Here is a 25575-nt window from a genome sequence, read left to right as displayed (position 1 = left end):
AAAATTACATATTGTTAATGAAAAGTTGGAGGAAATACATCATGGAATTGTTTCAATTACCGAAAGCATTCCTGCAAATGAATACAATCTTTATCTCCATATTGATCGAAGCACTTCCTTTTGTGCTCATTGGTGTATTTATTTCAGGATTCATTCAAATGTTTGTGACAGAAGATATGGTAGCAAAATGGATGCCGAAAAACCGATTTCTGTCTGTTTTAATGGCTACTTTTTTAGGGATGATGTTTCCAGGTTGTGAATGTGGAATCGTTCCGATTGTTAGGCGATTAATTGGAAAAGGGGTTCCGCCATATGCCGGGATTGCATTTATGTTAACTGGTCCAATTATTAATCCGGTCGTATTATTTGCAACATACGTTGCCTTTGGAAGTAGTATGCACATGGTATGGTATCGTTCTATTGTAGCGATTATCGTAGCAATCATTGTTGGAATTATATTATCATTTATGTTTAAAGAACATCAATTACGAGATGATCACTTCCCAGAAGTGAATCATAAGCGTCCATTACGTAAAAAAATGTGGGATGTATGTACGCATGCTGTTGAGGAATTTTTCTCGATGGGAAAATATTTAGTATTAGGTGCATTAATTGCAGCTGCAGTTCAAACGTTCGTACAAACTTCAACACTTCTTGCTATAGGACAAGGGCCGTTCTCTTCACCAGCTGTTATGATGGGACTTGCTTACATTTTATCACTTTGTTCAGAAGCAGATGCATTTATTGCTTCGTCATTCCAAAGTACATTTTCAACAGCATCACTTGTCGCGTTCCTCGTATATGGACCGATGGTGGATATTAAAAATATGTTTATGATGCTTGCGACATTTAAAACAAAATTTGTAATTGTCGTTACAGTTACAGTTACAGTTGTTGTTTATGCAAGCTCACTACTCATTTATGCGATGGGGTGGTAGGTTATGTTTCGAGCATATATATTATTAGGTTTTACAATCTTAATCGCGCAGCTTCATATTTCAGGTAATATTACGAAGTATATTAATATGAAGTATGCCTACTTATCAAAAACAGCAGCTATTATATTAGGTTTTTTAACTGTTGTTCAAATTATAATCGTTTTCCAAAAAGAACATCAAAAAGAAAGAGAACAGCATAATTGTGGTTGTGATCATAGCCATTGCGGGCATGATCATTCGAAAGATGAAAATACTTGGTGGAAAAAAGCATTTTCGTACACATTGTTTTGTTTTCCGATAGTCTCAGGTTTGTTTTTCCCGATTGCAACGTTAGATTCAGATATTGTTAAGGCAAAAGGGTTTCATTTTCCTGTTGCACAAGCAGAAAGTACAGATCCATTTATGAGAAGGCAATTTTTAAGACCTGATACGAGTATATATTACGGAAAAGAAGGATACCGTGGTGTAATGGAGAAAGGGAAGAAAGAGTTTGTAACAAAGGATAGTGTTACTTTAAATGATGAAAACTTCCTAAAAGGAATGGAGACGATTTACAATTACCCTGGTGAGTTTACTGGGAAAAAATTATCATTTAAAGGTTTTGTTTTCAAAGATGATTCTTCTAAAAAAGAACAATACTTCTTATTCCGTTTCGGTATTATACATTGTGTAGCGGATTCTGGTGTATATGGTATGTTAGTGAAAAAGCCAGAAGGTGTAGAATGGAAAAACGATGATTGGATTCAAATAGAGGGAGAAATTTCTACTGAATTTTATCAGCCGTTCCATGCGAACATTCCTGTTTTAGAAGTAACGAAATGGAATAAAGTTGAACAGCCAAAAGAACAATATGTATTTAGAGGAGCCGATTGATAACATCGGTTCTTTTTTATGGACTAAAAGTTCTGAATGTTGTTAATATTAAACGTGTAGTTCATTTAGTATAGCGATTATTGAGATATTAAGGATACATCATTAAAGGGGTGATAACAATGACAGAAGTAAAGGGGAAAACAGCCAATGAATCAAGGGTGTTCAAAACGAGCCGAGTATTTCCAACAGATTTAAATGATCATAACACGTTATTTGGTGGAAAGATATTAGCCGAGATGGATATGGTTGCTTCTATTTCAGCAACGAGGCATGCAAGAAAAGAATGTGTAACAGCCTCTATGGATTGGGTTGATTTCTTACATCCAGTTCGCTCTTCAGATTGTGTTAGTTATGAATCCTTTGTAATTTGGACGGGTAGAACGTCTATGGAAGTATTTGTGAAGGTAGTAGCGGAAGATTTAATTTCAGGTGAGAAGCGTATCGCAGCAACGTCTTTTGTTACTTTTGTTGCACTGAGTAAGGAAAATAATCCAGTTCCTGTGCCGCGAGTAATCCCTGAAACAGAAGAAGAGAAAGAATTACATCGCATTGCAGTGTTACGTGCAGAACAACGTCATATACGTAAGGCAGAGAGTAAGAAAGTAGCTACATTACTAACTTTTTGAATTGAATATTTAGTTGTTAAAAGTATTATAACAGAGCGAAATGTTCTTCATATGAAAAGCGGACACCTAAAAATAGGTGTCCGCTTTTATAGTTTTTCTATCCGCATATCATGTGACAATAACTACTTAGCAGAAGCAAGCAGCACCGACGATGATTAAGAGGATAAATAATACGACTAATAACGCGAATCCATTACCATGTGCGAAGCCCATTGTTATTTCCTCCTTTTATTTTAAGATACAACATACAATATGCAAATGAGCTATCGTTTGATATGGACATATATCATGCAATGACATATTTTCTTGAATGATATTGTATTAAAAAAGGGAAGATATAGAAATAACAGTAAGTGGAGAAAGGAAAATATCCATGAAACACTTTTTCGTTGTAATCCTTTGTGTAATAGGTGTATTCATTTGGATGAACATCGATGTGGAAATGGGGAAAAAAATGGCTAGTGAATATGAAGTAGGACAAGTTAGATTAGGTGAATTTCAACTGTATACGAACGGTGAAGAGTTATATACGAATTTATTTGAGGATATACGTAATGCGGAGAAGTACATATATATCCATTTTTATATTGTAGGTAAAGATGAAATAAGCAAAGAGTTTTTGCAGTTGCTCGAGAAAAAGGCATCTAGCGGAGTAGAAGTGAAATTGTCAGTCGATCGAATAGGTGGATATAAGCTGAAGAAAAAGGTAATTCGTCAACTACAAAGCAATGGTGTCCAGTTTACGTTTAGTAAAAACCCTAAATTGAAACATTTATTCTATTCGTTGCATCAGCGAAATCATAGACGAATTGTTACGATAGACGGAAAAGTATCATATATCGGCGGCTTTAACATCGGAAAGGAATACCTTGGACAAGATCCGAAATTTGGCCAGTGGCGTGATTATCATGTGCGGGTTAAGGGGAATGGTGCCACGGATATGGAAAGAAAATTTGCTGCTGACTGGAAAGAAGATACGGGAGAAAAAATGCCTGTACATGAAAGTCTACCTGCAATTGGGAATGTAAAATATCAATATTTATTTTCAGATGGAAAAGGGTTATGGGAAAAATATGGAGCGTTTTTAAAGCAGGCTAAAAAGTCTTTAATTATTGCTACACCATATTTTGTACCAAGTAAAGAAATGATGAAAGAGTTAAAAGGTGCATTAAACCGCGGTGTCAATGTGAAAATTCTCGTACCATTTAAAAGTGATGCAGTATTGTTAAAACAAGCTGCCTATCCGTATTTGAGAGAGATGAACCATGCTGGAGCGGAGATCTATCAATATCGGAATGGTTTTTTTCACGGGAAAGTAACAATCATTGATGGAGAAATTGTTGATATAGGTACAGCGAATTTTGATAATAGAAGTTTTTATTTAAATTGTGAATCTAATTGTGTCGTATATGATAAAACAGTTGTTGCTGACGTATGGGATCGACTAAAAGAAGACTTCCATAAATCAAAAAGATTTTCGGAAGAAGATTTTGAGAAAATTAGTAAATGGGATTGGTTTTTAGCAAGAATAGCAAATGTTATAGCATCATATTTATAGCATATAGACAAAAAGTAGGGAGGCACTTTCATGGATTGTATGAAAGAATTGATGAGGTATAGTTATATGCTTATATATAAGGTTGGGGAGTATACAGGACAGGTAAGAGACGAAGAATTAAAGGAGCTATTACAGCATCATTTACCATATATGTTGCAAGCATATAATGAACAAGTGAACTTTCAAGAAGGAGAGAATGTACAGCATATAACTTGTGAACCAATTTCATTTCATTTTCATGAAATGGAAAAGGAAACTGATAGTAAATATACAGGTGATATGTATATTGCAACTTGTTATATTTCGCATTTGAAACGGTTAGCGTTAAAGTTTGCTCAAGTGGCAGTTGAAGTTGCAAATCCAGAATTTCGCTCGTTTTTAGAAAACTGCTTCCTGAAAATGAATCGTTATGCCTATAGTGTATGGCAATATGTCGTGAAGAAAGAGTATAAGATTAAACATGTATATGAAAATGAGAAATTTGCATAAGAGACTAAGGCGGAAAGATAGGCGCCTTAGTTTTTTACTTTTCGTAGAGAAAAATGAATATATGTACATATTTATTATCAGAAAATTTACAAACATTTACCGTTTATTTACTATTTTTCAATCTTTCCTTTAAAAATAGAGAGTAATATGGGATTGTACATATTCTATCAAAAGGAGGAAACGCAAATGAACAAATGGGTTAAATCATTAACTGCTATGGCACTTGCAAGTTCTTTATTAATGGTAGGTTGTAGTAAAGGTGAGGACAAGAAGAAAGAAGACGATACAACAACACAACAAGAGGATAAAAAGGATAAAGAAACAAGTGGAACTGAGAAGTCTACGGATTCTAAAGAAAAGAAATAATGTAATAATAGAGCTTCCTCTTTTATGTGAGGAAGCTTTTTTGTTGTAAATTGATTGAGATTATTGAAAAATAGAGAAAGAATGAAAGAGGAGGAAAACAAATGAAAGTATGTATATTGGGAGCAACAGGGCGAGTAGGTTCAAACATAATTAAATTAGCATTAAAAGATTCAGCAGAAGTGACTGCATTAGCGCGTGATTCAAGTAGGGTAGAAATAAATCATGAAAGATTACGAGTTATAGAAGGTAATGTATTAAATGAAAATGATATAAAGAAAGCGATAAAAGGAAGCGATATAGTAATTAGTGCACTTGGAACGGATCAAAATGGGACGTTAGCGAAGAGTATGCCACAAATAATAAAGAAAATGGAAGAAGAAGGAGTTCGTAAAATCATTACAATAGGAACAGCCGGTATTTTACAAGCAAGAACAAATCTAAATTTATATCGTTTTCAATCAACGGAATCAAAGAGAAAGTCGACAACAGCAGCAGAAGATCATTTAGCTGCATATAAGATACTTAGTAGTAGTAATTTATGCTGGACGGTCGTTTGTCCGACGCATTTAATTGACGGTGATGTGACAGGTATATATCGAACTGAAAAAGATGTATTACCAGAAGGAGGAGCAAAAATAACAGTTGGTGATACAGCGCAATTTACATGGAATCTGTGTAGTGAAAACAAATATGAGAATAGTCGAGTAGGTATTTCATATTAAAAAACCATCCCGAAATTGGGATGGTTAAAAGACGATATAACATACAAATATGATAATCATAATGATTTGGAGAATGGCTTTCGCTACTGTACTGCTTAAAAAACCAACTACAGTAGCAACTCCTACTAGAAAAGCGTCTTTTGGCGTTTTTTTATGCATTAATTCGGTTATAAATACCGCTAAGAACGGTATGATAATAAGTCCGAATGGTGGGAAGAAGAAAGATCCGGCAATGATCGAAATCATTCCGACACGTTCGCCCCATTTAGAACTACCGTATTTCTTCAAGAAATATCCATTTGCAATAAAATCAGCAACGAAAATGAATAGTGTGAAAATAGCTTGAATAATCCAAAAAGAAATCGTTAGTTCTCCGCCATTTATACCAAAATGGTAAATGAAATATCCAGCCCAGACAGCTAGGATGCCCGGGATAATAGGATAAATAAAAGCTAGAAATGAAATAATGAAACAGGCAATGATACAGATTGTTAAGAAAACAGTCACTTTATAACTCCTTTTGTATATCTAATTTATGTACAGCAATTTTTTTGACTTGATGTCCATCAAGTTCTAATGCCTTAAATTGAAAACCGGCATATTCGATGGAGTAGCCAGCTTCAATATTTACGTCAACCGCTTGCGATAATAGCCAGCCTCCAATTGTATCTAAGTCGCTCTCATCAATATGTAAGCCAAACATATCATTTACTTCAGAAATAAGTACTTTTCCATCTAGAACAGTAAGTTTAGGCGTACGTTTTTCAATCATAGGTGATTCATCTGCATCAAACTCATCTTGAATTTCTCCAATGATTTCTTCAAGAATATCTTCCATTGTTAAAAGTCCAGCAGTACCACCATATTCATCCATAACGATTGCCATCTGAACGCGATTCTTTTGTAGATGTACTAGTGTTTTACGAATTGGAACAGTTTCAAATACAGTTAGTACTGGATGTATGTAAGATTCAAGTGGCTTATGAATGCCTTTCGTTTGATCGTGAAATACTTCTTTCGTATTGATCATACCGATAATATCATCTTTATCTTTTTCGATGATAGGGTAGCGTGTATACTTTTCAGTTGCGACGATATCCATATTTTCTTCTAACGTATTTTCAGTAGATAAGCAAATCATTTCTGTACGAGGGACCATAATTTCTTTCGCAACTCGGTCGTCAAATTCAAAAATATTATTTACATATTTATATTCGGTTTGATTTATTTCGCCGCTTTTGAAACTTTCACCTAAAATGAGTCGTAGTTCCTCTTCAGAATGGGCAAGTTCATTTTCTTTCGCAGGTTCTAAACCGAGTAGTTTTGTGAAAAAGATAGCAGTACTATTAAGTAACCAAATGAATGGGTACATAATTTTATCAAATAAAATAAGTGGTCGTGCAAACTTAAGCGTAATCGCCTCTGCTTTTTGAATTGCGAATGACTTTGGAACTAATTCACCTAATACAACATGGAAAAATGTAATCACACTAAAAGCAATAATAAATGATAAAGTATTTGCCATTGTTCCAGTAATATTAATCTTTTCAAAGAGCGGTCGTAGTAAATGTTCCACAGTCGGTTCACCAAGCCAACCAAGCCCTAAAGAAGTAATTGTAATCCCGAGCTGACAAGCTGATAAATAAACATCTAAATTAGAAATGACACTTCTTGCAGCTAAAGCTTGTTTATTGCCTTCGTTTGCAAGCTGGTCAATTCGACTTTTTCGTACTTTTACAACAGCAAATTCTGATGCAACGAAAAAGCCGGAAATAAGGATAAGAACAAAGATGAGAAAAATATTTAATATGTCCAAGTGTATTCTCTATTCCGTCGTTTGGAATAAAGATGTCACCTCCTGCAATTATGTTATACTTTTATAATAAATCCAAATGAAAAGAATAGTCAAAGAAAAAGGGTAAATATTGGTATGTTTCTGCAATGGTTTTTGAATTTGCTGTTATTTTGTCCGCTATACAAAAGGAATAACCCTCTACTTTCAGATTCTAGAGGGTTATTTTAAATTAAGGTTTTGGAATACTTCTCGTTAAAGCGTATGATTGTTGTTTAAAGTGGTTTGTCGTCCATAGCGTTTGAAGGAATGAGAGTATACAATACGGGATATACAAAAGTAATAAGCTAATTGTAACAATAATAGGTGCATTTCCGCCGAATTGAACGATAAATTGCAATAGTCCACTTGCGTGAAAAACGCATTCCATAAAAACGAATGAAAGAATAATGGAACCTAAAATAGATTTATGATTCGAAGTAAGCGCTAAAAACAATGTATCTACAAGGAAAGAAGCTTGTTTTATTTCATATTCATTTGTATAACTTAAGAAAGGAATCCATTTTTTTATTGCTTGCATAACGATAATCATGGAAGTACTACAAACGATGATAAAAGATGAGTAGTAAGGAATCTTTATAAATTTTGTGATGTATAGGAGTAGTAATAAGACTGCGCATTGTAATAATACAGTACATAAAGAATAAGGAATCCATCTTAATAAAGAAGCGAACTTTTTAACCGATTGAGGTGCTTTAAAAAATAAATGGCCAATCCCTAAGCTGATGAAGAATCCGATTGCAAGAGTAAAGGTAAAACGAACAATCGATAAAAAATATATTTCCCACATGTAAGGGAATAACGGTGTTGATTGATTAGCAGTATGTACCATCTCATTTGCTGAGAAAAAGATAGATTCGTGCATCCAATCAATCTTTGGAATTGTCATCGAAGAAAGTTGTGCGAAGTTATGGAAAATGCTTATAAAGCCGGTGATGTATGAGTATTTATGTGTAATGAATAAAGTTGGAATAGGACTAATGATAAATATAATGAGAACACCAACGATAAATTTATATATATGTGAGCGCAATAAAGACATGTAATCACCTACTCTTTGAATATTCAGAAAATTCTTATTCTTATTTTAGCTTTTTTCGGAGTAAGTTACAATATATTTTTCTTAAAGAAGTTTAGTATTGTAGTGGATAGAATTGAATGAAACGTGAATAAATTATGACAAGAAAATGAATAATTTTCAGAAAAATAAAATAAATTATTTATTTTTTTCTGAAAATATAATATAGTTATGGCACAGAAAGTACTTTAACATAAGGAGGCTGTTTATGAGGATTAAAGGGAATTATGTGCCGAAAAGGGAAGTTTTATTTTGCTCAAGTTCAATTACAGTAGGGGAAGCGCTAGAGCATTTAAATAAAACTGGTTATCGTTGTGTACCAGTTTTAGATGAAAAAAAAGAGAAATATTTAGGGAATATATATAAAGTAGATATTTTAGAATATAAAGGTTCACTGGAAGAGAGTGTATTAAAACTATTAAACGATAAAGAAGGATATGTCAGAGAAGATTCTTCGTTCTTTAAAGTATTTTTTACAATAAAAAAATTACCTTATTTATCAGTAGTTGATGAAAAAGGAGTCTTTCTTGGGATTTTAACGCATAAAAAAGTTTTTGAGCTATTAGAAGATGCTTGGGGCGTTCATTCTAGTAAATATTCTGTCATGATTGGGACACAAGATTATAATGGGGCTATTCAAAAATTATCGACAGTATTAAAAAAATATACAGGTATCCAAAGTTTAATGACTTTTGATAATGACGCCTTATTAGTTCGTAGAATTATGTTTACATTAGGAGAAGAGTTTAACGATGGTGAATTAGAGACGTTATTGAAAGATTTAGAAGATCACGGATTTAGAGTGGTGTATGTGGAAGAGATGAAAAATCCACGTGAAGTTGAAACGATAGAATAATATGCAAAAGCCGTCTAATTATGTTGGATGGCTTTTGTTATGTTACGTGTATAAAATTATTTGAAAATAACGATAGGATAATAAGTGAGTTTGAAACAATATTTGTGCAAAAGAATAAAAAATGTAGATAATTTTGATTTTCAAAAAAGTCAATTTGAAAATATGTTTTTATTTTTCAACTAAATATGTTACTATATGTGTGATAAAAACAAAGAGGTCTGACAACTATACTCCGCGCAATACCACTCTGATGATTTAAAAATTCAAAAAAATCAAAAATCAAAAATTAATAATTAGAGTAAAAATAAGGGGACTGGAGAAATTATGGAGAAAGACACTGCTTTGTAAGGGGCATATTTTATCAGCTTGAACAGAGAGGAGGATGCATAGCATATTGTGAAAATAGAGATAAACAATGAAAAAGTGCTATGCAAATGAAAAGCATGAAGGGACGTTTAAGGCCAGGTGATACGGTAGCAATTGGTTTAATGTTATTTGCACTATTTTTAGGAGCAGGAAATTTAATTTTTCCACCAGTTTTAGGGCAACAAGCTGGAGAGAATGTTTGGGTTGCTACAATTGGATTCCTTGTAACGGGAGTCGGATTACCCCTATTAGCTGTAACAGCTGTCGCGTTTGTAGAGGGGGACTTGAAAGCGCTATCTTCTAGAGTTCACCCTATATTTGCGTTTGTTTTCCCATTAATTAGTTATTTAGCGATTGGACCTTTTTTCGCGATTCCGCGTACGGGAGCCGTTTCATTTGAAATGGGTATGAAGCCATTTTTATCAGAGGCATTAGTTTCCGAATGGTACATGCTATTTCTTTTCACTATAATTTTCTTCGGAATAACTTGGTATTTATCTTTAAATCCATCAAAATTAGTGGATTGGTTCGGGAAATTTCTTACACCATTGTTAGTATTAATTGTTGCTGTAATTGTCGGAAAGGCAATTGTTGATCCGATTGGAGAACCAGCTGCACCGCTAGAGGCATACAAGGAAAATGCTTTCTTTGGTGGATTTATTCAAGGATATTTAACGATGGACGCAATTAGTGCGCTTGTATTTGGAATTGTAGTTGTACAAGTTATCCGCTCTAAAGGAATAAAAGAGAGTAATCAAATTGCAAAAATAACAGTAGTATCAGGTATTATCGCTGTACTTGGTTTAACGTTAATCTATTTATCACTTGCTTATCTTGGTTCAACAAGTACATCACTTGGGGTATCAGAGAATGGTGGACTTATTTTAACGAATGTTGTAAATGAGTTATATGGAACAAGTGGTAAAATTTTATTAGGACTTGTTATTGTACTTGCTTGTTTAACAACTTCTGTTGGATTAACATCAGCCTGTGCTGGCTTCTTTACAAACTTATTCCCAAAACTTTCGCATAAAACGATTGTAACAATGGTATGTGTATTTAGTTTAATTGTATCTAACCTAGGTTTAACACAATTAATCGCAGTTACTTTACCAGTGTTAATGATTATTTATCCAGTTGCAATCGTATTAATCGTACTTTCTTACTTCCATAAATGGATTGGGAAGCGTAATACCATTTATATTGGAGCTATTTTAGGTGCATTGTTAATTAGTTTCTTTAACGGTTTAGAAAGTGCGAATATTAAAATTGACGCGATTTCTAACGTACTACAAATGTTACCATTATATAAAGAAGGAATAGGATGGTTAATCCCATCATGTATTGGCGGGATCCTCGGTTTCTTCTTCTATAAATCAAATGAATCAAGTGAATTACAAAAGAAAGGTGCTTAGGCGCCTTTCTTTTTTTAAAGGGGATTTTTTTGTTTTGTCTAAGTAATAAATGAAAGGAGTGATAAAATGGCTAATTTTGAAGATTTTTTAACTTTGGATTTACGGATTGGGACTGTAACACATGCAGAGGAATTTAAAGAAGCGAGAGTTCCAGCGATTAAACTAGAAATTGATTTTGGAGAGCTTGGAATGAAGCAGTCAAGTGCTCAAATTACGAAGAGATATAACCCAGAAGATTTAATCGGTCAGCAAATCGTTGCTGTTGTAAATTTTCCGCCAAAGCGTGTAGCGGGATTTAAATCAGAAGTACTTGTTTTAGGAGGAGTACCTGAAGCGGGTGATGTCGTATTACTGCAGCCTAATATGGAATTACCAAATGGAACAAAAATTAGTTAATGTAAAGGCGGGGGAACATGGATATTGGACGCGAATACGTACAGTGTGCCATTTCGAATTTTGAAGCAACAAAGAAACAAGGGGAACGGGTGCTTTCACAATTATCATATGAACAGATTGAATGGTCTTCTCATGAAGTAACAAATAGCATAGCAATTATAATTAAGCATCTGCACGGTAATATGCGTTCTAGATGGACGGATTTTTTAACATCTGACGGTGAAAAAATAGATCGTAACCGAGATGCTGAATTTGAAGGTGGTTATTCTTCTAAGAAAGAGGTATTCGCAGCATGGAATGAAGGTTGGGAATATGTTTTTAAAACGATGAATGCACTAACGTCAGAACATTTATTGCAGACGGTATATATTCGCGGTGAAGCACATACTGTCATGCAAGCAATTGAAAGACAAATTTCTCATTATGCTTTGCATATTGGACAAATGATTTACATTGGTAAAATGTTAAAAGAAAATGAGTGGGAATGTTTAAGTATTCCTAGAGGAAAGTCTAACTTTCATTTAGAGAAAAAACGTTCAACATAATAATAGGAAAGAAACCGATATAAAATTGGAAGTAAGAAATCAAGCCAAATGATAGATGGCTCTACAGTCATAAGAATGCTACCAACAATCAGCCCATATATAATAAGAAAGAAATTAATAAGTGTATTCACAGGGATAAATCGTGAGATAAAAACTTGCTGTCGTTTAAAATAATCACTATGAAATACATAAAAGCGGAAGTACCATGTGGTAGTAATAAGATCTTTCTTTCGCGTAATTCTTTTTTTGCATGTATGACAGATGAACGGTGGTTGCATTTCATTGCGCTCCATTTTCTATATTTGTAATAATGTAGGACAAAAGTAGGTACAAAGTGTATATCCCTATATACGCTCCTGATATAAGAAAAAATGGATTTAGTAAAATCCCATGAATACTTGTCATAAAAACTAAGTCTTGTATTAAAACATCATATATATGAATAGAAATGATTGTACCGAGTACATAAAGTGCTAGATATGCTGAAATATGTAACACAACACGGATGGTAGGATGCTTAGCAAGCCAATAAAAAATAAATGATAGTACAACGGGGAGTGTTCCTATTAGTAGTTTCAATTCATTTCACCTCATTAACAATATAGCCTGAATTTAGACGGTCTATTCTCTAGAGCTTGTACATAACTTGAAATAGAGAGGTGATAGTATGAATCGAGGCTTTTTTTATGTGAAATTCACGAGTGTACGTAAGTTAGTATTATTTATTATTGCTACAGTACTGGCGACTTTTTTTCTTATTAGTATGATGGTAACTTCTATGAAAGAGACAAAGTCAACGTATTTATATAATTGGTTAAATGAGTTATCAATGAATGGTTACATGTACGTTCTTGGGAAAGAGAATCATTATTTTACACAGGAATATAGAAATTTAAATCAAGATTTTTCAATATCTTCGTTTCTCTTTTCTATGGCTACGAATATTCGTTTTAACGATGTACGCAGTTTTGTCGGCAAAGAGCTACCTGGTTTCGGTAAGTACGATACAGAAATTGTTATTGCGGGTGAAGGAACAAATTATTCTAACTTGCCTATAGAGTCGAGCGTTCCACTTGAAGAAGTAGTAAAAGAACGGACTGGAGAAGGTGGACAGGCTCAAAAGCCGGATACGAATAAAGAGAAAAAGCAACCAGCTCAAACGACAGGAAAACGACAAGTTGCATTTATTTATCATTCGCATAGCTGGGAATCTTATTTGCCATTATTGAATTTAACAAATGATCCAAATCCGAATAAAGCCACAAGTTCCGTAACGAATATTTCAATAGTCGGCGACCGATTTCGTGAACAATTAGCAAATGAAGGAATCGGAGCAACTAACGACAAGACTGATGTTGGTCAAAAGTTGATTAGTAAAGGGTTAAATAGTAATAGTTCATATAAAATGTCACGGGAAATTGTACAAGAAGCAATGGCCGGCAATAAAGAATTACAATACTTCTTTGATTTACATCGTGATAGTGCTCGGAAAAATGTCACGACAAAAATAATCGGTGATAAATCATATGCGAAGCTTGCGTTTGTAGTAGGGAAAGGTAACAAAAACTATGAAAAAAACTTGCAATTAGCAACGGCTTTACATGAGACGATTAGTAAGAAATATCCAGGCGTTAGTCGTGGTGTCATTCAAAAAGGATTCCAAACAGGAAATGGTGTCTACAATCAAGATTTGTCAGGACAAGCGATATTAATTGAAGTTGGTGGCGTAGATAATACAGAGGAAGAACTAAATCGATCGATTGATGCGCTAGCTAAAGCGTTTGGTGAATATTTCTGGCAGGCAGAAAAAGTGAATGGATAAAGTGAAACAGAAATGAATGCGAGAGTCTGAAAAAACGTGAGTGTAATGTAAAGCTTGCGTTTTTTGTAATTAATGATGCGTCACAGAATAGACATAATTTGTCGATGTTATAGTAAGATCGAAATTTGTCAAATTATACTGGGAGATTTACAAAGGGATTTTCGGGAAAGTAGAGAAAATCTTTTTACAAGGAAAGCTTTTTATTATGAAATTGGTAGGGTGATTGAAGTGATTAGGGAAATCAAAGTAGAAGATGCAGCATCATTTTTGCAATTAAGTAAGCAATTAGATGAAGAAACAAAATTTATGTTGTATGAACCAGGAGAAAGGAAATTCACAGCCGAGCAACAAGAGCAAATGATTCAGCGTTTTGTAGAAAATAAATATGCAACAATATTGGTAGCAGTTGAAGAAGAGAGAATAGTAGGGTTTATTTTAGTGAATGGAAATCATATTCAAAGAAAGAGACATGTAGCAAGTATTGTAATTGGGATTTTGCAAGAGTATAGCGGGGGAGGTATTGGGACTAGATTGTTTAAAGAGGTCGAGAAGTGGGCAAGATTACATGATGTATGGCGTTTAGAATTAACGGTAATGGCCCACAATACAAGAGCTCAGGCACTATATAAAAAAGCTGGATTTGAGAAAGAAGGTGTCAAAAGAGCTGCTCTTATTATCGATGGAGAGAACATCGATGAGTATGAAATCGCCAAATTATTAAAATAAGAGGTCGTTATATGAAAAAAAGATGGATACTACTTGGTATCGTAGCGGCGATACTCATTGTTGGAGTAGCGGGAATCAATTATAAAATGTATAAGGATAAGCAAGCGCGCGAGGTGAATGTAAATAACATATTTCCGAAAGCGAAAGAAACGATTGCGAATATGGATGGAGATATTGCGGTAATTAGTAATCCGAATTCAATGCTTGTGCTTGTGAATAAAAGTAGGCGTTTACCAGACGGGTATAGACCGCCAGATTTAGTTATTCCGAAAGTGCGCTATTCTAGTGAAGGTGATCAAGAAAAGAAAAAAATGAGGAAAGAGGCGGCCGGTGCGCTTGAGGAAATGTTTCAGCAAGCGGATAAGGAGCGTGTTTTCTTATTTGCAGTCTCTGGATTTAGATCTTTTGATCGGCAAAAAGCGTTAAATACAATGTATAAAAAACAAGATGGAGAAGCCAAAACGGCAATGTCGAGTGCAGTTCCTGGAACGAGTGAACATCAAACAGGACTAGCTATGGATATCACATCACAATCTGCTAAGTTTCAGTTAGAGACAATTTTTGGTGAAACGAAAGAAGGGCAGTGGCTTTCTGAAAATGCCCATAAATTTGGTTTTGTCATTCGATATACAAAAGAGAAAGAATCGATTACGGGCTATCGATTTGAACCATGGCACGTGAGGTATGTGGGAAATCCACAAGCTACATATTTATATGAAAATCAACTGACACTTGAAGAAGTAGCGCAGTGAACAATTGAGGGGAGAGAAGGATTATGACGGTGTTATATAAGAAGAAAGTACACGCATATGTGACAAGAGAAAAAGAAGGAGCTATGCAACTGCTTGTTTTTAAACATCGTGATACACCTGAAGCTGGTATACAAGTGCCAGGGGGAACAGTTGACGAAGGGGAAACGCTAGAAGCAGCGATTTTACGTGAAGTACAAGAAGAGTCTGGGTTACGTCATTTATGCATAGAACGATTCCTAGCTGATTACATCATACATGTGAGAGAAAAAAAGGAATATGAAAAACGCCATTTCTTTCACGTAACATTACTAACAGATGTAAAAGATCGTTGGGAACATATTGTAAGTGCCGGTGAGGAAGATGAAGGCTTAGTATTTTGCTACGAATGGATTGATATTGCGAAATACCCTGAATTAGCAGGGAAACAAGGTGAGTTTTTACATTTGTTAGATGAAGTATACGCACAGTAATAAAAGAGTCTGAAACGTAAATTCATTCGTTTCAGACTCTTTTTATTTTTCAGGAAATAAAAGGGTTTTATATTAGTGAGTTGAATTCTATTAAAGGAATTGAAGTTGTATATGCAAGGGGCGGAGAAAATGAAAAAGTAATAGAGTCATGTTATTAATAAAAGGACTTATAGAAGGAGAATGAAAATGGAGATGCAGTTCAATGCACTATTACAAAAAGAATTAACAATTTATGATATACAAGCAATGATGGAAGCTGGGCAATTAACTTCAAAAGAATTAGTTATGTATTACCTTCATAGAATCGCAAAGTATGATCAAGACGGACCGAAAATCAATTCTATTTTAGAAATCAATCCAGACGCCATCTTTATTGCTGAAGCGTTAGATTATGAAAGAAAGATTAAAGGTAAAAGAGGTCCATTACACGGTATACCGCTTTTACTTAAGGATAATATTGAAACGAATGACTCTATGCATACAAGTGCAGGTACAATTGCGCTAGAACAACATATAAGTAGTGAAGATGCATTTCTCGTTACGAAGCTGCGAGAAGCAGGAGCAGTGATAATAGGGAAAACAAATATGACAGAATTAGCAAATGCAATGTCATTTGAAATGTGGGCTGGATATAGTGCAAGAGGTGGGCAAACAATAAACCCTTACGGTACGGGTGAGGATGATATGTTTGTTGGTGGCTCAAGTACAGGATCTGCCATAGCAGTTGATGCTAACTTTACAGTAATATCGGTTGGAACAGAAACGGATGGTTCTATTTTGAGTCCAGCTGTTCAAAACTCTGTAGTCGGTATTAAACCGACTGTTGGTTTAATTAGTCGTAGAGGTATTATTCCATTTACGTATTCGCAAGATACAGCGGGGCCATTTGCTAGAACAGTAACAGATGCTGCTATTTTGCTAGGGAGTTTAACAGGGATAGATGAGAAAGATGTAGCTACTCGTAAAAGTGAAGGGATAGCAGAACATGATTATACAAAGTATTTGGATGTTAACGGTTTAAATGGAACAAAGATTGGTGTATATAACAACGCACCAAAAGATTATTATAAATCTGGTGAGTATGATGAGAATTTGTTTAAGGAAACAATTGAAGTATTACGTAGTAAGGGTGCGACAGTAGTAGAGGATATTAATATTCCGTCTTTTCATAGAGAATGGAGCTGGGGTGTATCGCTTTATGAATTAAAGCATAGTTTAGATAACTATCTTTCGAAATTGCCTTCTACTATACCAGTGCATTCTATTTCAGAGTTAATGGAGTTTAATGAAAACATAGCAGAAAGAGCTCTGAGATATGGACAAACTAAGTTAGAAAGAAGAAAAGATTTTCCTAATACGTTAAGAAATCCACAATATTTAAATGCAAGATTAGAAGATATATATTTTTCACAAGAACAAGGCATTGATTTTGCACTGGAAAAATATAATCTTGATGCGATTCTGTTTCCTTCTTATATAGGCTCCACTATATGTGCGAAAGCAGGTTATCCGTCTATAGCAATACCTGCGGGATATATGGATAACGGGAGACCATTTGGAATTACGCTTGCAAGCACTGCTTTTCATGAGGGGACTTTAATTAAACTCCCATACGCTTTTGAACAAGCGACAAAGCATCGGAAATCTCCTAACTTATCATAAATAAATAGGGCAGGAAATCCTGTCCTATTTATTTTGTTCATTAAAGTGACATGTTTTTTTGCTTTGTCTTATCATATTTTAATAAGTTAAATGATAAACAAGCAGAGCACAATATAAGGATTGAAGCGAGAATATAGATCGTACGAACACCGAACAAATCGGTAATAATGCCAACACTCAGCATAGAAAGGCCAGAAGCTGTTGAGAGAAGAGTGCCGTGAGCTGTATACATCTTTGATAATAAAGATGGAGCGACGCTGGATTGTAAAACAGTTGTTTGAGAAATATCTCTAATTTGGTAACATGGGCCCATTAGAATGCATAGGAACAGCGCAATGAATCCGCTACTTGTTATACCATATAAAAATGTAAGAATACTAAACAGAAGAGAGCCTATCGCCATAGAGCGTATTAAATTGTTTTGAATGTATGTACTCATTTTCCACGCTAATAGACCGCCAATTAATGTCCCAACATAATAACTTGTATTAATAAATCCCCACCATTCTTCTCCTTTATGAAGGACAGTTGTTACATAAGCCATCGTAATAGCACCGATCCATATCGTCCCTGCAAAAGTTTCAATTAAGTCCATACATGTAACAGTACGGAGAGAAGGGTTTTGAAATAAGAGCTTCCAACCTTCCAATAAAGTATCACCTTTTGAAGAAGAAGGCTCTATTACTCGTTCAGTATGTATGGATCGTAAGGAAATATGTAATGCAACACATCCAAAAATCATCAATATGTTATTCATCATAAGTGTAGTAGTAGCGCCGACGAGAAGAACAATAATACTTGTAAATGAATAAGCAGCGGCTTGTGCAATTTGTGTGGAAAAGGAAAAAATACTATTTACTTTTACTAATTTTTCTTTCGGTGTAAGGCGCGGAAGAATACCGTATAGTAATGGAGCGCTCCAGCCGCTACACAATGAAATGAAAAAGATGAAAATGAATAGTGTTACAATGCTTGTGGAAAGGACCGGGAATAATATCATGAATAAAAATAATAGAGCAGTTTTTATCCATTGCAGTGTAAAAAGTAATGAATAAGATGAAAAACGATTCATTATAAGTGGTGCAGATGTATTTGCTATAAGATTAGTTATGACTTGTAATAATGGAAAAAGAGCAGTTAATGTAGCTGATTTCGTTGTGATATACATATGAGTTGTAATAATCATTATGTATACGATGTCAGCGAGAGTAATGCATATTTTCGATCCTAAATAGTAAGTCAATGAACGTTGTTGCAATAAGAACACCACCTTCCAAAAAAGTAATATTTCAGTAGTTAGAATAATTATAATTTGGAAATTAAATTTTCGAAAGAATTTAATTTTTTGTCACTTTTTGAAAGGGATTTTCATGTATAATGAAGAATATATTAATATAGTATTTTAATAATACTCATTGTAACAGTGAAAATGTACAATAGCTTGTAGTAAGCGCCCACGTATGAGAAAGGGCGGATAAACCATTCTTTTCTTCATATACATATAGAAAATGAGAAAGAAAGTGAGGGTTGCAAATGGCTGCTTGGGTAATTTGGTTTATAATAGCTGGTATTTTATTTATTGCGGAAATGCTGTCGATTACATTTTACATGCTTTGGCTTGGAATTGGAGCTGTTGTCGGAGGTCTTATTGCTTTGTTTGTTCCTGAAGCACTACTGTTACAAGTTGTTGCTGGTGCAATTGTAAGTTTAACATTGACTTTCTTTACGAAAAGAATATCAAAAAACTTTCGGGAAGCAAAAGGTTTTACTGATACAGTAGATATGCTTGCAGGTAAAAAAGGGATTGTTATGCAAGCGATTACAAATGAGGCGAACGGCATTGTGAAAGTGGATGGAGATACTTGGACAGCTATTGCAGATGATCCAATTGATGCCGGAGAAAAAGTTATTGTTATAAAGAGGCATAGTACTATATTACAAGTAAAAAAGGAGAGTGAATAAATATGGTAGCATTAACGTTAACGATTATTTTTGCACTAATTGTTGTTACATTTATCGCATTAACAATTAAAATTATTCCACAGCAAAAAGTTGGAGTCGTTGAAAGATTTGGTAAGTTTCAGCGGGTTATGCAGCCGGGATTAAATTTATTAATTCCGATTGTGGATCGCGTTCGCGTATATCACGACTTGCGTATTCAACAAACGAATGTACCACCGCAGAAGGTAATTACGAAAGATAATGTACAAGTGGAAATTGATACGATTATTTTCTATCAAGTCGTTGAGCCTGAACTTGCGACATATGGTATTTCGAACTATGAATACGGTGTACGTAACATTACTTCAGCAACAATGCGTCAAATCATTGGTAAAATGGAACTGGATGAAACGTTATCTGGTCGTGAAAAAATTTCAACAGAAATTCGCTTAGCACTTGATGAAGCTACAGAAAAATGGGGCGTTCGCATTGAACGTGTTGAAGTTGTCGATATTAATCCGCCGAAAGATGTGCAAGCATCAATGGATTATGCGGATAGCTTTTTGGGAATTAAGAAAATTGATAGATTAATTGCCTGGATTTGTTGATATATGAAGGGTTTTGTAATTTCCTAAAGAATAATAGAATTAGTGATATAACAAGTAACCCTATGGAAGAGGAGTTGCTTTTTTTCGTTTTATGGGGGAGGAAGAAAAATGAGATATAAGGTTCAAGAAGATAATATACCTTCTATTAATGGAGAAGGGGGATATGAAAGAGTCATTACTATAATGATAGAAAGTAAAGAAACAGGAAGAAAATACCCTAGTCCTGTAACAGATTTTATTAAAACCATGTATGAGTATAGAGGGAAGTCATTTAACTATCAAAAGGATGTAGCAACTACTATATGTATATTTTTAAATTTTATAGGAGATAAAGTAAAAGAGGAGGATAAAACATTTCTTTCTTTAAGAGATAAGGGATTATATGGATTGAAATATATCCATGGAAGTAGATTTATAACCAGTCTTTCTGTAGAGAGAAAAAATAGAAGAGAGACAGTGGAAAAGAGAGAACTTATTTTAACTGCTTTTTATGAATATCTGATAAAGCAAGGCATAATTGAACCTGAATTTGAATTAGAGAGAAAACTCATAAAAGGTTCAAATAAGCAAACATTAGAGTCACCTTTCCGCCATCCTGCATTTAGTACTGTTTATCCGCCAAAAAATAAAAAACCAAGTAATACTTTAACACATTTAAATGATAGATTGATAAATGAGTTCCTGCAATTAGCTAAAATAATGTATCCATCTATGGTATTAGGCATCTATATGCAAATGTTTGGCGGTTTGAGAAGGGGAGAAGTAGTTAATCTAACGATTGATGCTGTACATCGAGAAAGTAAATCGGTGACACTGGATGTGTTTGATAGACAAGACTTATTATTTGGGAATGTAAATACTGCACATTCACAGGTAAAGAAAGAACGTAAACAACCACTATTTTATAATCCTTTATTTGAATTACTATTTGAAGATCATATGAAACAATTGTTAAAAGTAAAGAATAGACATAAAAAGGCACTCTTTATTAATAAAGAAGGAGCTCCAATGACAGGTGAAGTGTATTCAAAATGGTTTAATGACATTAAAAAACATTTTATAGCATTACTTAAACAAAATCCTAGCCGATATGGTGATTATCTATTACTTAAAGACTCCAGTTGGTCTACACATATAGGTAGAGGAGTATTTACTAATTTATTATTTACAAAAACAAAATTGTCTCCAACTCAAGTAGCTGCGGCCCGTGGTGATAGCACATTAGATGCAGTAATGTCATATGTAGATCAATTAACAATCAAAGAGGAACTATCAGACGCAATCAATAATTTGTCTCTAGTTGAAATCTATGTAGAGGATTGAAAAGGAGTGGAATAATGGAGAGAGACTACATCAAAATAAAAGAATTGCTAACGAATCCAAAATATAAGCATATTCAAAATAAAAAGTCTAGAGATCAACTTCGAAGTTTAGTTGTAAAAGGTTTAGTGAAATATAAAGGTAGAAAAATAGAATTAAATAGTTTAGAAGCATTTATAGAGGAAGAAAACGACATTATTCAAAATCATTATAATCTTAAAGAAGCAACCCAATTGCTAGGGATAAAAAGTGCGAAAGGAGATAAAATAGATGCAATTTTTAGTAATTTAGGATTACCCATAAAGACCATTAATTATACAATTGCTTCTATTAGAAATCACAGAAGATTTATAAGAAAAGAAATCCTTCATCAATTTTTAGAACATCACAAAACAAGATTAGAGCTAATGAAAAAATTTCCTAAAATAAGTACGAGTGCGTTACTTTATATTGAAGCAAGGTGCAATATTACTCCTATTCAGATTAATGGAAGGGTTTTTTTCTATCGGAATGAAGATTTTAATCAAATAAAGGAAGAAATAATAAGAAAACAGGAAGAAGAGAAATTATCTGGATCAAGAGTTACTTTAACAAAAGAGAAAACATTACAGTTGTTGAATATGACAGAACCGCAATTTAGAAGAATGTTAAAAGAATACCGTATTAATTCAATAAACCCCACTAATCGAGCTGTTTTTTATTTAAAAAAAGACGTACAGTATTATGTTCAAAAACAAGAGGAATTTTGGAATAGACACTATACTAATGCAGAAACTTTAGAAATTCTTGGTTCAAGGAGTGCTTTAGAATCCCCCTGTTCGTTGGAGCGACATAAAATTCCAAGATATGCTCGTTATAAGGGGTTATCAACCATTGAACATGCCTTTTTAAAACAAGATGTTGAGAAACGAAGAGAACAACGTCAAGTAGAACAGCAATTAGAAAATACTTCGCTAGAAAGCCACTATGAAAATTTTAAGTATAGGCTGAAACTGTTAAAAATATCATTTGGGGAGCAAACAAAATATACAAAAGAAAAATGGTTTACACATGTTTTTGAAATACTACATTCCTCTCATGCCGCAGAAAAAACAATGAATAGCAAAATTAAAAATTTCGTAAAAGTAACGCAACTTATTATTAAACTCCTAAAGGAGAATGAAGTGACAGAAATTTATGCTCTTACTTCGAATGATATTAATTTATTTATGAATCATAGTATGAGTGATTCGACCCCAAGAAGAGCTATCTTGTGTAAGTTTTTAGAAAAGGTGAATTATGATGTAGTTGAAGATGGGTATGCGAAAAAATCATTCAATATAAATAAAATCAACATACCAAAACAAAAGAAAAAAGACCCCTTGAGTGAAGGGGAACAAGAAATATACAAATACGATATATATAAGGATTTAAAAGAGTATGTAAATGAATTTGATATTCATTTGGAAAAAAGTGTTCGTATGTTGATTGAAGAAAATGATAGTACATATGCTTCAACATGGTTGTATGTAATCATTCATTTAAATAACGCATGGAGGCATGGAGACGTCACATCATTTAAACGAATAGATTTGACGAATATATATATTCCTAGCGTCCAGGACATGATTAATTATAGAGTTGATTTCCAAACGGCACGTTTAATTGTAAATCGAGTGCGACAACAAGAATTACTTATTTCTAAGACACAAGTAAAAGGATATTTTATTTGTTCTGACGATTTAGCAGAAGCATTTGCTACAGTTGTTTTATTGTTGGAATCTTATTATCAACAACAAGGTTCTAATCATCCTTTTCTAATAAACTTTAATACGAAATATAATATGTTTACTGATCGACATCATAAAGTGTTTTTTTCTAATTTTAACCATAAAGATAATTTTTCTTTTTCATCAAGAAAAATGAATGAAACACTAATGACAATTATTTATATTCTCCTTGCACAACAAGAGAAAGGTGAAAAATCGGCAACATTGGTGAAATTAATGAGAAGACATAAGGATGTAGAAACAATTAAACATTATGTTCATATTCCGAAAGAAGAATTTCATTTTTTAACTAAACAACTGTTTCAAAGAGGAGAATTCGGATTTATTCCTGATCTTTTTCTTGAGAAAGTATTGGGGAAATCATCAAATAGAGAAAAAAGAACAAATGAAATTATAGAATTAACTCAAAAATTTGGTGACATATTTAAAATTGAATCAACCGCAGGATTTATGAATGAGTTTGATGAGAAGCAAAAATCAGTAGTCGATTATATTAGAGGGAAAACATTAGAAGAAGCAACGAGAGAATTACATTTATTGTATACAGAACAATTACCAAGTCGAAATGAGAATGTGCACTGTTTGTTTGGAAAATCTGGTTGTAAAAATACTCATCTAGAAAACTGCTTTCATTGTCCTTATGCTATTCCAACCTTTTATGCATTAAGTTCACTTGGGGAAAGTATTGTTGCAAGAATCAAGGATTATGTGAATGAAACAAGAACAGGGATGAAATTAAAAAAATCGAATCTTATTCATTTGGAATTGAAGCTATTATCAGAAGCGATAAAAGAATTCGGAAAAGAAATAGTTTATGATTTTATAAAACCAAACGCAGAAGAATTTCGTGCACTTGTCAATCAAGTACCATATCCAAAAGAAATAGATTCTCGTTTTATGACCTTATCAAGTAAAAGGAAGTGAGACATATGCAAGATATAGAATTTGATTTTTTTGAGTATGAAATAGACTTTGATAGTTTCTCAGATGAAAGTTTTGATTTGAAGAAAAGTATAGAAGAAGCAATAATTATTTATGAAAGTTTAGTTGAAGAAGGTATTGTTTTACAGGGGGATTTTGAAAGCGAGAAATGGATTTGGTTGATGGAAGAAAGAGCTGCAAGAGCTCACTTTAATTTTGAAAGATTACAGAATATGATTAAATTTCAAAGTCATATTTCAGAGGATTTTGTACTTATCGTTAAGTGTTGGATTCTTAATTTGAGTAGACAATTTTCAATTAAACACATTCGTGGTATATATGCTAATATTTTGGTTTTTTTACAAATTACAAATTATTTTAAAGACTCACCTGATGTGGTGGAAGAAAGAATTCGTGATTTAGCTGAAGTTTCTAAAACTAAGAGAAGTAAGGTGACAAGTTGGTTGTTTTTTCTTGACTTCTGTGAAATAGAGCAGTTACAGAAATATAAGAACCTATTTATTTCTTTAAAAAACAGTCTTTCCGCCGAAACGAGAGTCAGGGAACTTCCTAGAGCAATAGACGTTTTTAAATTGGCTAATTGTATAGAAAAATATTTTAAAGAGGATTTATCAAAAGAAGAGCTTTTGTTTTTCCTTCCAGTGAAGTTGTGGTGGAAAATAACAAATATTATACCTATGCGGCCTATAGAGTTTTGTAATATAAAAAGAGATTGTATCAATCGTGATGGGAATCGCTTCTTTTTACGACTACCTCGTAGAAAAAGAAATCCTAATTTTGAAAAAAAGACGTTAGGTGTAACTGATACGTTAGAAATAGATAAGGAAATGTACGAACTAATTAATAATTATATCAATTTAACAGTAGGCTATGGAAAAACCAAAACACTTATTTCTTACCCTTCTATTGTATTCGCTGCTAAAAAATTTAAACTAACAGGCAGAGAAAATAAAATATACCATGAAATTTTTAATTGGCAAGCTTTATCTACGTTAGTAGGAAGATTTTATGAAGATATAGTGTTCAAAAAATATAAATTAACAGTAGAAAAGAAAGTAAATTTAAATGATACTCGGCACATTACGTTTACTTCATTACTTTTGCAAGGTATATCACCAATAGAAATTGCGAGACTGGGTGGACATACAACATTAAAAGCACAATATCATTATCAACAAAATATCGGGTTCTATGTGGATACAGAAATTTATAAACTATCGAAAGATGGTATAAAAGGATTAGATTTTGAAGATATCGTAATAAGAGAAAAGATAAACAATATGCCAGTTTCTCCTCCAGTTCCCTTAAATGAATGTGTTGAAATGGATTTAGGTCACTGTACAGATTTATCAATGCCTTGTGAACATTCTAGACACTGTGTGTTTTGCTCCAAATGGTGGGTGGAACCCATGCCCATCAACTTAAGAATTTTCACTACCCCCAAGTGACAAAAAACGTTATTCTTTCTAAAAAGCTAGCTAGA

27 protein-coding genes and 1 pseudogene are annotated in these 25575 nt (G+C 33.5%); 21 read left to right on the top strand and 7 right to left on the bottom strand.

The window, feature by feature from the left end:
- Window positions 1-41 precede the first annotated feature (41 nt).
- The 3 genes from PDQ33_RS11135 to PDQ33_RS11125 all read left to right on the top strand — a co-directional run bounded on the left by PDQ33_RS11135 (window position 42) and on the right by PDQ33_RS11125 (window position 2437).
- Entirely contained in the window at window positions 42-938 is an 897-nt protein-coding gene (locus tag PDQ33_RS11135; RefSeq protein WP_000418725.1) for a permease, read from the top strand.
- Window positions 939-941: 3 nt separating this feature from the next.
- The gene (locus tag PDQ33_RS11130; protein ID WP_000488037.1) at window positions 942-1811 is read left to right on the top strand and encodes a TIGR03943 family putative permease subunit; all 870 of its coding nucleotides are present in this window, start codon (window positions 942-944) and stop codon (window positions 1809-1811) included.
- A gap of 119 nt (window positions 1812-1930) precedes the next feature.
- Window positions 1931-2437, top strand: a complete 507-nt coding sequence (locus PDQ33_RS11125) for an acyl-CoA thioesterase (RefSeq protein ID WP_000141167.1) — start codon at window positions 1931-1933, stop codon at window positions 2435-2437.
- A 126-nt stretch (window positions 2438-2563) separates the two neighbouring features.
- Here the strand turns inward: PDQ33_RS11125 and PDQ33_RS11120 are convergent, their stop codons facing one another.
- A complete protein-coding gene (locus PDQ33_RS11120; protein WP_000505094.1) occupies window positions 2564-2650 on the bottom strand; it encodes a YjcZ family sporulation protein in 87 nt (28 codons plus the stop codon).
- 160 nt (window positions 2651-2810) lie between these two features.
- Between PDQ33_RS11120 and cls the strand changes: the two genes are divergently transcribed.
- The 4 genes from cls to PDQ33_RS11100 all read left to right on the top strand — a co-directional run bounded on the left by cls (window position 2811) and on the right by PDQ33_RS11100 (window position 5572).
- Complete coding sequence (gene cls, locus PDQ33_RS11115; protein WP_061130922.1) at window positions 2811-3995, top strand: cardiolipin synthase; 1185 nt, start codon at window positions 2811-2813, stop codon at window positions 3993-3995.
- A 30-nt stretch (window positions 3996-4025) separates the two neighbouring features.
- Window positions 4026-4484, top strand: a complete 459-nt coding sequence (locus tag PDQ33_RS11110; protein WP_000340560.1) for a spore coat protein — start codon at window positions 4026-4028, stop codon at window positions 4482-4484.
- Window positions 4485-4670: 186 nt separating this feature from the next.
- The gene (locus PDQ33_RS11105) at window positions 4671-4850 is read left to right on the top strand and encodes a hypothetical protein (RefSeq protein ID WP_001045960.1); all 180 of its coding nucleotides are present in this window, start codon (window positions 4671-4673) and stop codon (window positions 4848-4850) included.
- 101 nt (window positions 4851-4951) lie between these two features.
- On the top strand, window positions 4952-5572 hold the full coding sequence (locus PDQ33_RS11100; protein WP_000861632.1) for an NAD(P)-dependent oxidoreductase: 621 nt from the start codon (window positions 4952-4954) through the stop codon (window positions 5570-5572).
- Window positions 5573-5596: 24 nt separating this feature from the next.
- Here the strand turns inward: PDQ33_RS11100 and PDQ33_RS11095 are convergent, their stop codons facing one another.
- From PDQ33_RS11095 to PDQ33_RS11085, 3 genes are all read right to left on the bottom strand, one after another.
- Window positions 5597-6079 carry a DUF456 domain-containing protein gene (locus PDQ33_RS11095; protein ID WP_061130921.1) on the bottom strand — a complete coding sequence of 161 codons (483 nt, stop codon included), beginning with the start codon at window positions 6077-6079 and terminating at the stop codon, window positions 5597-5599.
- A gap of 1 nt (window position 6080) precedes the next feature.
- Window positions 6081-7388, bottom strand: a complete 1308-nt coding sequence (locus PDQ33_RS11090; RefSeq protein WP_000353728.1) for a hemolysin family protein — start codon at window positions 7386-7388, stop codon at window positions 6081-6083.
- A 208-nt stretch (window positions 7389-7596) separates the two neighbouring features.
- Entirely contained in the window at window positions 7597-8466 is an 870-nt protein-coding gene (locus tag PDQ33_RS11085) for a hypothetical protein (protein WP_270755676.1), read from the bottom strand.
- A 244-nt stretch (window positions 8467-8710) separates the two neighbouring features.
- On the opposite strand from PDQ33_RS11085, the gene cbpA reads away from it, so the two are divergent.
- From cbpA to PDQ33_RS11065, 4 genes are all read left to right on the top strand, one after another.
- Window positions 8711-9358: a cyclic di-AMP binding protein CbpA gene (cbpA, locus tag PDQ33_RS11080; RefSeq protein ID WP_001220513.1), complete on the top strand. Its 648-nt coding sequence runs from the start codon at window positions 8711-8713 to the stop codon at window positions 9356-9358.
- Between the two features lie 443 nt (window positions 9359-9801).
- On the top strand, window positions 9802-11139 hold the full coding sequence (gene brnQ4, locus PDQ33_RS11075; RefSeq protein WP_014297788.1) for a branched-chain amino acid transport system II carrier protein BrnQ4: 1338 nt from the start codon (window positions 9802-9804) through the stop codon (window positions 11137-11139).
- Between the two features lie 66 nt (window positions 11140-11205).
- Complete coding sequence (gene csaA / locus PDQ33_RS11070) at window positions 11206-11535, top strand: chaperone CsaA (protein ID WP_001263033.1); 330 nt, start codon at window positions 11206-11208, stop codon at window positions 11533-11535.
- 17 nt (window positions 11536-11552) lie between these two features.
- Entirely contained in the window at window positions 11553-12080 is a 528-nt protein-coding gene (locus PDQ33_RS11065; RefSeq protein WP_061130920.1) for a DUF1572 domain-containing protein, read from the top strand.
- Here PDQ33_RS11065 and PDQ33_RS11060 read toward each other — a convergent pair.
- Together PDQ33_RS11060 and PDQ33_RS11055 are read right to left on the bottom strand one after the other, a co-directional pair.
- A complete protein-coding gene (locus tag PDQ33_RS11060) occupies window positions 12053-12358 on the bottom strand; it encodes a permease (RefSeq protein ID WP_270755679.1) in 306 nt (101 codons plus the stop codon). The two genes, PDQ33_RS11065 and PDQ33_RS11060, sit on opposite strands and share 28 nt — an antisense overlap.
- 1 nt (window position 12359) lies before the next feature.
- Window positions 12360-12659, bottom strand: coding sequence for a hypothetical protein (locus PDQ33_RS11055; protein WP_000770753.1), 300 nt, complete (start codon window positions 12657-12659; stop codon window positions 12360-12362).
- An 88-nt stretch (window positions 12660-12747) separates the two neighbouring features.
- Here PDQ33_RS11055 and spoIIP point away from each other — a divergent pair, with 88 nt between their 5' ends.
- The 5 genes from spoIIP (at window position 12748) to PDQ33_RS11030 (ending at window position 17512) form a co-directional block, all read left to right on the top strand.
- Window positions 12748-13902, top strand: coding sequence for a stage II sporulation protein SpoIIP (spoIIP, locus tag PDQ33_RS11050; protein WP_001079296.1), 1155 nt, complete (start codon window positions 12748-12750; stop codon window positions 13900-13902).
- 228 nt (window positions 13903-14130) lie between these two features.
- On the top strand, window positions 14131-14628 hold the full coding sequence (locus PDQ33_RS11045; RefSeq protein WP_270755683.1) for a GNAT family N-acetyltransferase: 498 nt from the start codon (window positions 14131-14133) through the stop codon (window positions 14626-14628).
- An 11-nt stretch (window positions 14629-14639) separates the two neighbouring features.
- The gene (locus tag PDQ33_RS11040; protein ID WP_000747655.1) at window positions 14640-15380 is read left to right on the top strand and encodes a M15 family metallopeptidase; all 741 of its coding nucleotides are present in this window, start codon (window positions 14640-14642) and stop codon (window positions 15378-15380) included.
- Between the two features lie 23 nt (window positions 15381-15403).
- Window positions 15404-15850, top strand: a complete 447-nt coding sequence (locus tag PDQ33_RS11035; protein ID WP_061130919.1) for an NUDIX hydrolase — start codon at window positions 15404-15406, stop codon at window positions 15848-15850.
- Window positions 15851-16036: 186 nt separating this feature from the next.
- Window positions 16037-17512, top strand: a complete 1476-nt coding sequence (locus tag PDQ33_RS11030) for an amidase family protein (protein ID WP_270755685.1) — start codon at window positions 16037-16039, stop codon at window positions 17510-17512.
- 40 nt (window positions 17513-17552) lie between these two features.
- Here the strand turns inward: PDQ33_RS11030 and PDQ33_RS11025 are convergent, their stop codons facing one another.
- Entirely contained in the window at window positions 17553-18770 is a 1218-nt protein-coding gene (locus tag PDQ33_RS11025) for an MFS transporter (protein WP_061130917.1), read from the bottom strand.
- Window positions 18771-19045: 275 nt separating this feature from the next.
- Here PDQ33_RS11025 and PDQ33_RS11020 point away from each other — a divergent pair, with 275 nt between their 5' ends.
- The 5 genes and pseudogenes from PDQ33_RS11020 (at window position 19046) to PDQ33_RS11000 (ending at window position 25540) form a co-directional block, all read left to right on the top strand.
- A complete protein-coding gene (locus PDQ33_RS11020; protein WP_000741991.1) occupies window positions 19046-19474 on the top strand; it encodes an NfeD family protein in 429 nt (142 codons plus the stop codon).
- Between the two features lie 2 nt (window positions 19475-19476).
- Window positions 19477-20001: pseudogene (locus tag PDQ33_RS11015) on the top strand (SPFH domain-containing protein); the annotation flags it as partial.
- A gap of 168 nt (window positions 20002-20169) precedes the next feature.
- A complete protein-coding gene (locus PDQ33_RS11010; RefSeq protein ID WP_270755688.1) occupies window positions 20170-21384 on the top strand; it encodes a site-specific integrase in 1215 nt (404 codons plus the stop codon).
- A 14-nt stretch (window positions 21385-21398) separates the two neighbouring features.
- Window positions 21399-24074 carry a hypothetical protein gene (locus PDQ33_RS11005; protein WP_076874196.1) on the top strand — a complete coding sequence of 892 codons (2676 nt, stop codon included), beginning with the start codon at window positions 21399-21401 and terminating at the stop codon, window positions 24072-24074.
- Between the two features lie 5 nt (window positions 24075-24079).
- The gene (locus PDQ33_RS11000; protein WP_270755689.1) at window positions 24080-25540 is read left to right on the top strand and encodes a site-specific integrase; all 1461 of its coding nucleotides are present in this window, start codon (window positions 24080-24082) and stop codon (window positions 25538-25540) included.
- Window positions 25541-25575 lie beyond the last annotated feature (35 nt).

Origin of the sequence: Bacillus cereus group sp. Bc031 (genome assembly GCF_027716265.1) — a bacterium.
Classification (GTDB): Bacteria; Bacillota; Bacilli; order Bacillales; family Bacillaceae_G; genus Bacillus_A; species Bacillus_A paranthracis.
This window is presented reverse-complemented; position numbering and strand designations above follow the sequence as displayed.

Bases quoted from the DNA above. Each gene is read 5' to 3' on its own strand.
- PDQ33_RS11135 (WP_000418725.1), top strand. From the start codon at position 42: ATGGAATTGTTTCAATTACCGAAAGCATTCCTGCAAATGAATACAATC.
- PDQ33_RS11130 (WP_000488037.1), top strand. From the start codon at position 942: ATGTTTCGAGCATATATATTATTAGGTTTTACAATCTTAATCGCGCAG.
- PDQ33_RS11125 (WP_000141167.1), top strand. From the start codon at position 1,931: ATGACAGAAGTAAAGGGGAAAACAGCCAATGAATCAAGGGTGTTCAAA.
- PDQ33_RS11120 (WP_000505094.1), bottom strand. From the start codon at position 2,650: ATGGGCTTCGCACATGGTAATGGATTCGCGTTATTAGTCGTATTATTT.
- cls (WP_061130922.1), top strand. From the start codon at position 2,811: ATGAAACACTTTTTCGTTGTAATCCTTTGTGTAATAGGTGTATTCATT.
- PDQ33_RS11110 (WP_000340560.1), top strand. From the start codon at position 4,026: ATGGATTGTATGAAAGAATTGATGAGGTATAGTTATATGCTTATATAT.
- PDQ33_RS11105 (WP_001045960.1), top strand. From the start codon at position 4,671: ATGAACAAATGGGTTAAATCATTAACTGCTATGGCACTTGCAAGTTCT.
- PDQ33_RS11100 (WP_000861632.1), top strand. From the start codon at position 4,952: ATGAAAGTATGTATATTGGGAGCAACAGGGCGAGTAGGTTCAAACATA.
- PDQ33_RS11085 (WP_270755676.1), bottom strand. From the start codon at position 8,466: ATGTCTTTATTGCGCTCACATATATATAAATTTATCGTTGGTGTTCTC.
- cbpA (WP_001220513.1), top strand. From the start codon at position 8,711: ATGAGGATTAAAGGGAATTATGTGCCGAAAAGGGAAGTTTTATTTTGC.
- brnQ4 (WP_014297788.1), top strand. From the start codon at position 9,802: ATGAAGGGACGTTTAAGGCCAGGTGATACGGTAGCAATTGGTTTAATG.
- csaA (WP_001263033.1), top strand. From the start codon at position 11,206: ATGGCTAATTTTGAAGATTTTTTAACTTTGGATTTACGGATTGGGACT.
- PDQ33_RS11065 (WP_061130920.1), top strand. From the start codon at position 11,553: ATGGATATTGGACGCGAATACGTACAGTGTGCCATTTCGAATTTTGAA.
- PDQ33_RS11060 (WP_270755679.1), bottom strand. From the start codon at position 12,358: ATGCAACCACCGTTCATCTGTCATACATGCAAAAAAAGAATTACGCGA.
- spoIIP (WP_001079296.1), top strand. From the start codon at position 12,748: ATGAATCGAGGCTTTTTTTATGTGAAATTCACGAGTGTACGTAAGTTA.
- PDQ33_RS11040 (WP_000747655.1), top strand. From the start codon at position 14,640: ATGAAAAAAAGATGGATACTACTTGGTATCGTAGCGGCGATACTCATT.
- PDQ33_RS11035 (WP_061130919.1), top strand. From the start codon at position 15,404: ATGACGGTGTTATATAAGAAGAAAGTACACGCATATGTGACAAGAGAA.
- PDQ33_RS11030 (WP_270755685.1), top strand. From the start codon at position 16,037: ATGGAGATGCAGTTCAATGCACTATTACAAAAAGAATTAACAATTTAT.
- PDQ33_RS11020 (WP_000741991.1), top strand. From the start codon at position 19,046: ATGGCTGCTTGGGTAATTTGGTTTATAATAGCTGGTATTTTATTTATT.
- PDQ33_RS11010 (WP_270755688.1), top strand. From the start codon at position 20,170: ATGAGATATAAGGTTCAAGAAGATAATATACCTTCTATTAATGGAGAA.
- PDQ33_RS11005 (WP_076874196.1), top strand. From the start codon at position 21,399: ATGGAGAGAGACTACATCAAAATAAAAGAATTGCTAACGAATCCAAAA.
- PDQ33_RS11000 (WP_270755689.1), top strand. From the start codon at position 24,080: ATGCAAGATATAGAATTTGATTTTTTTGAGTATGAAATAGACTTTGAT.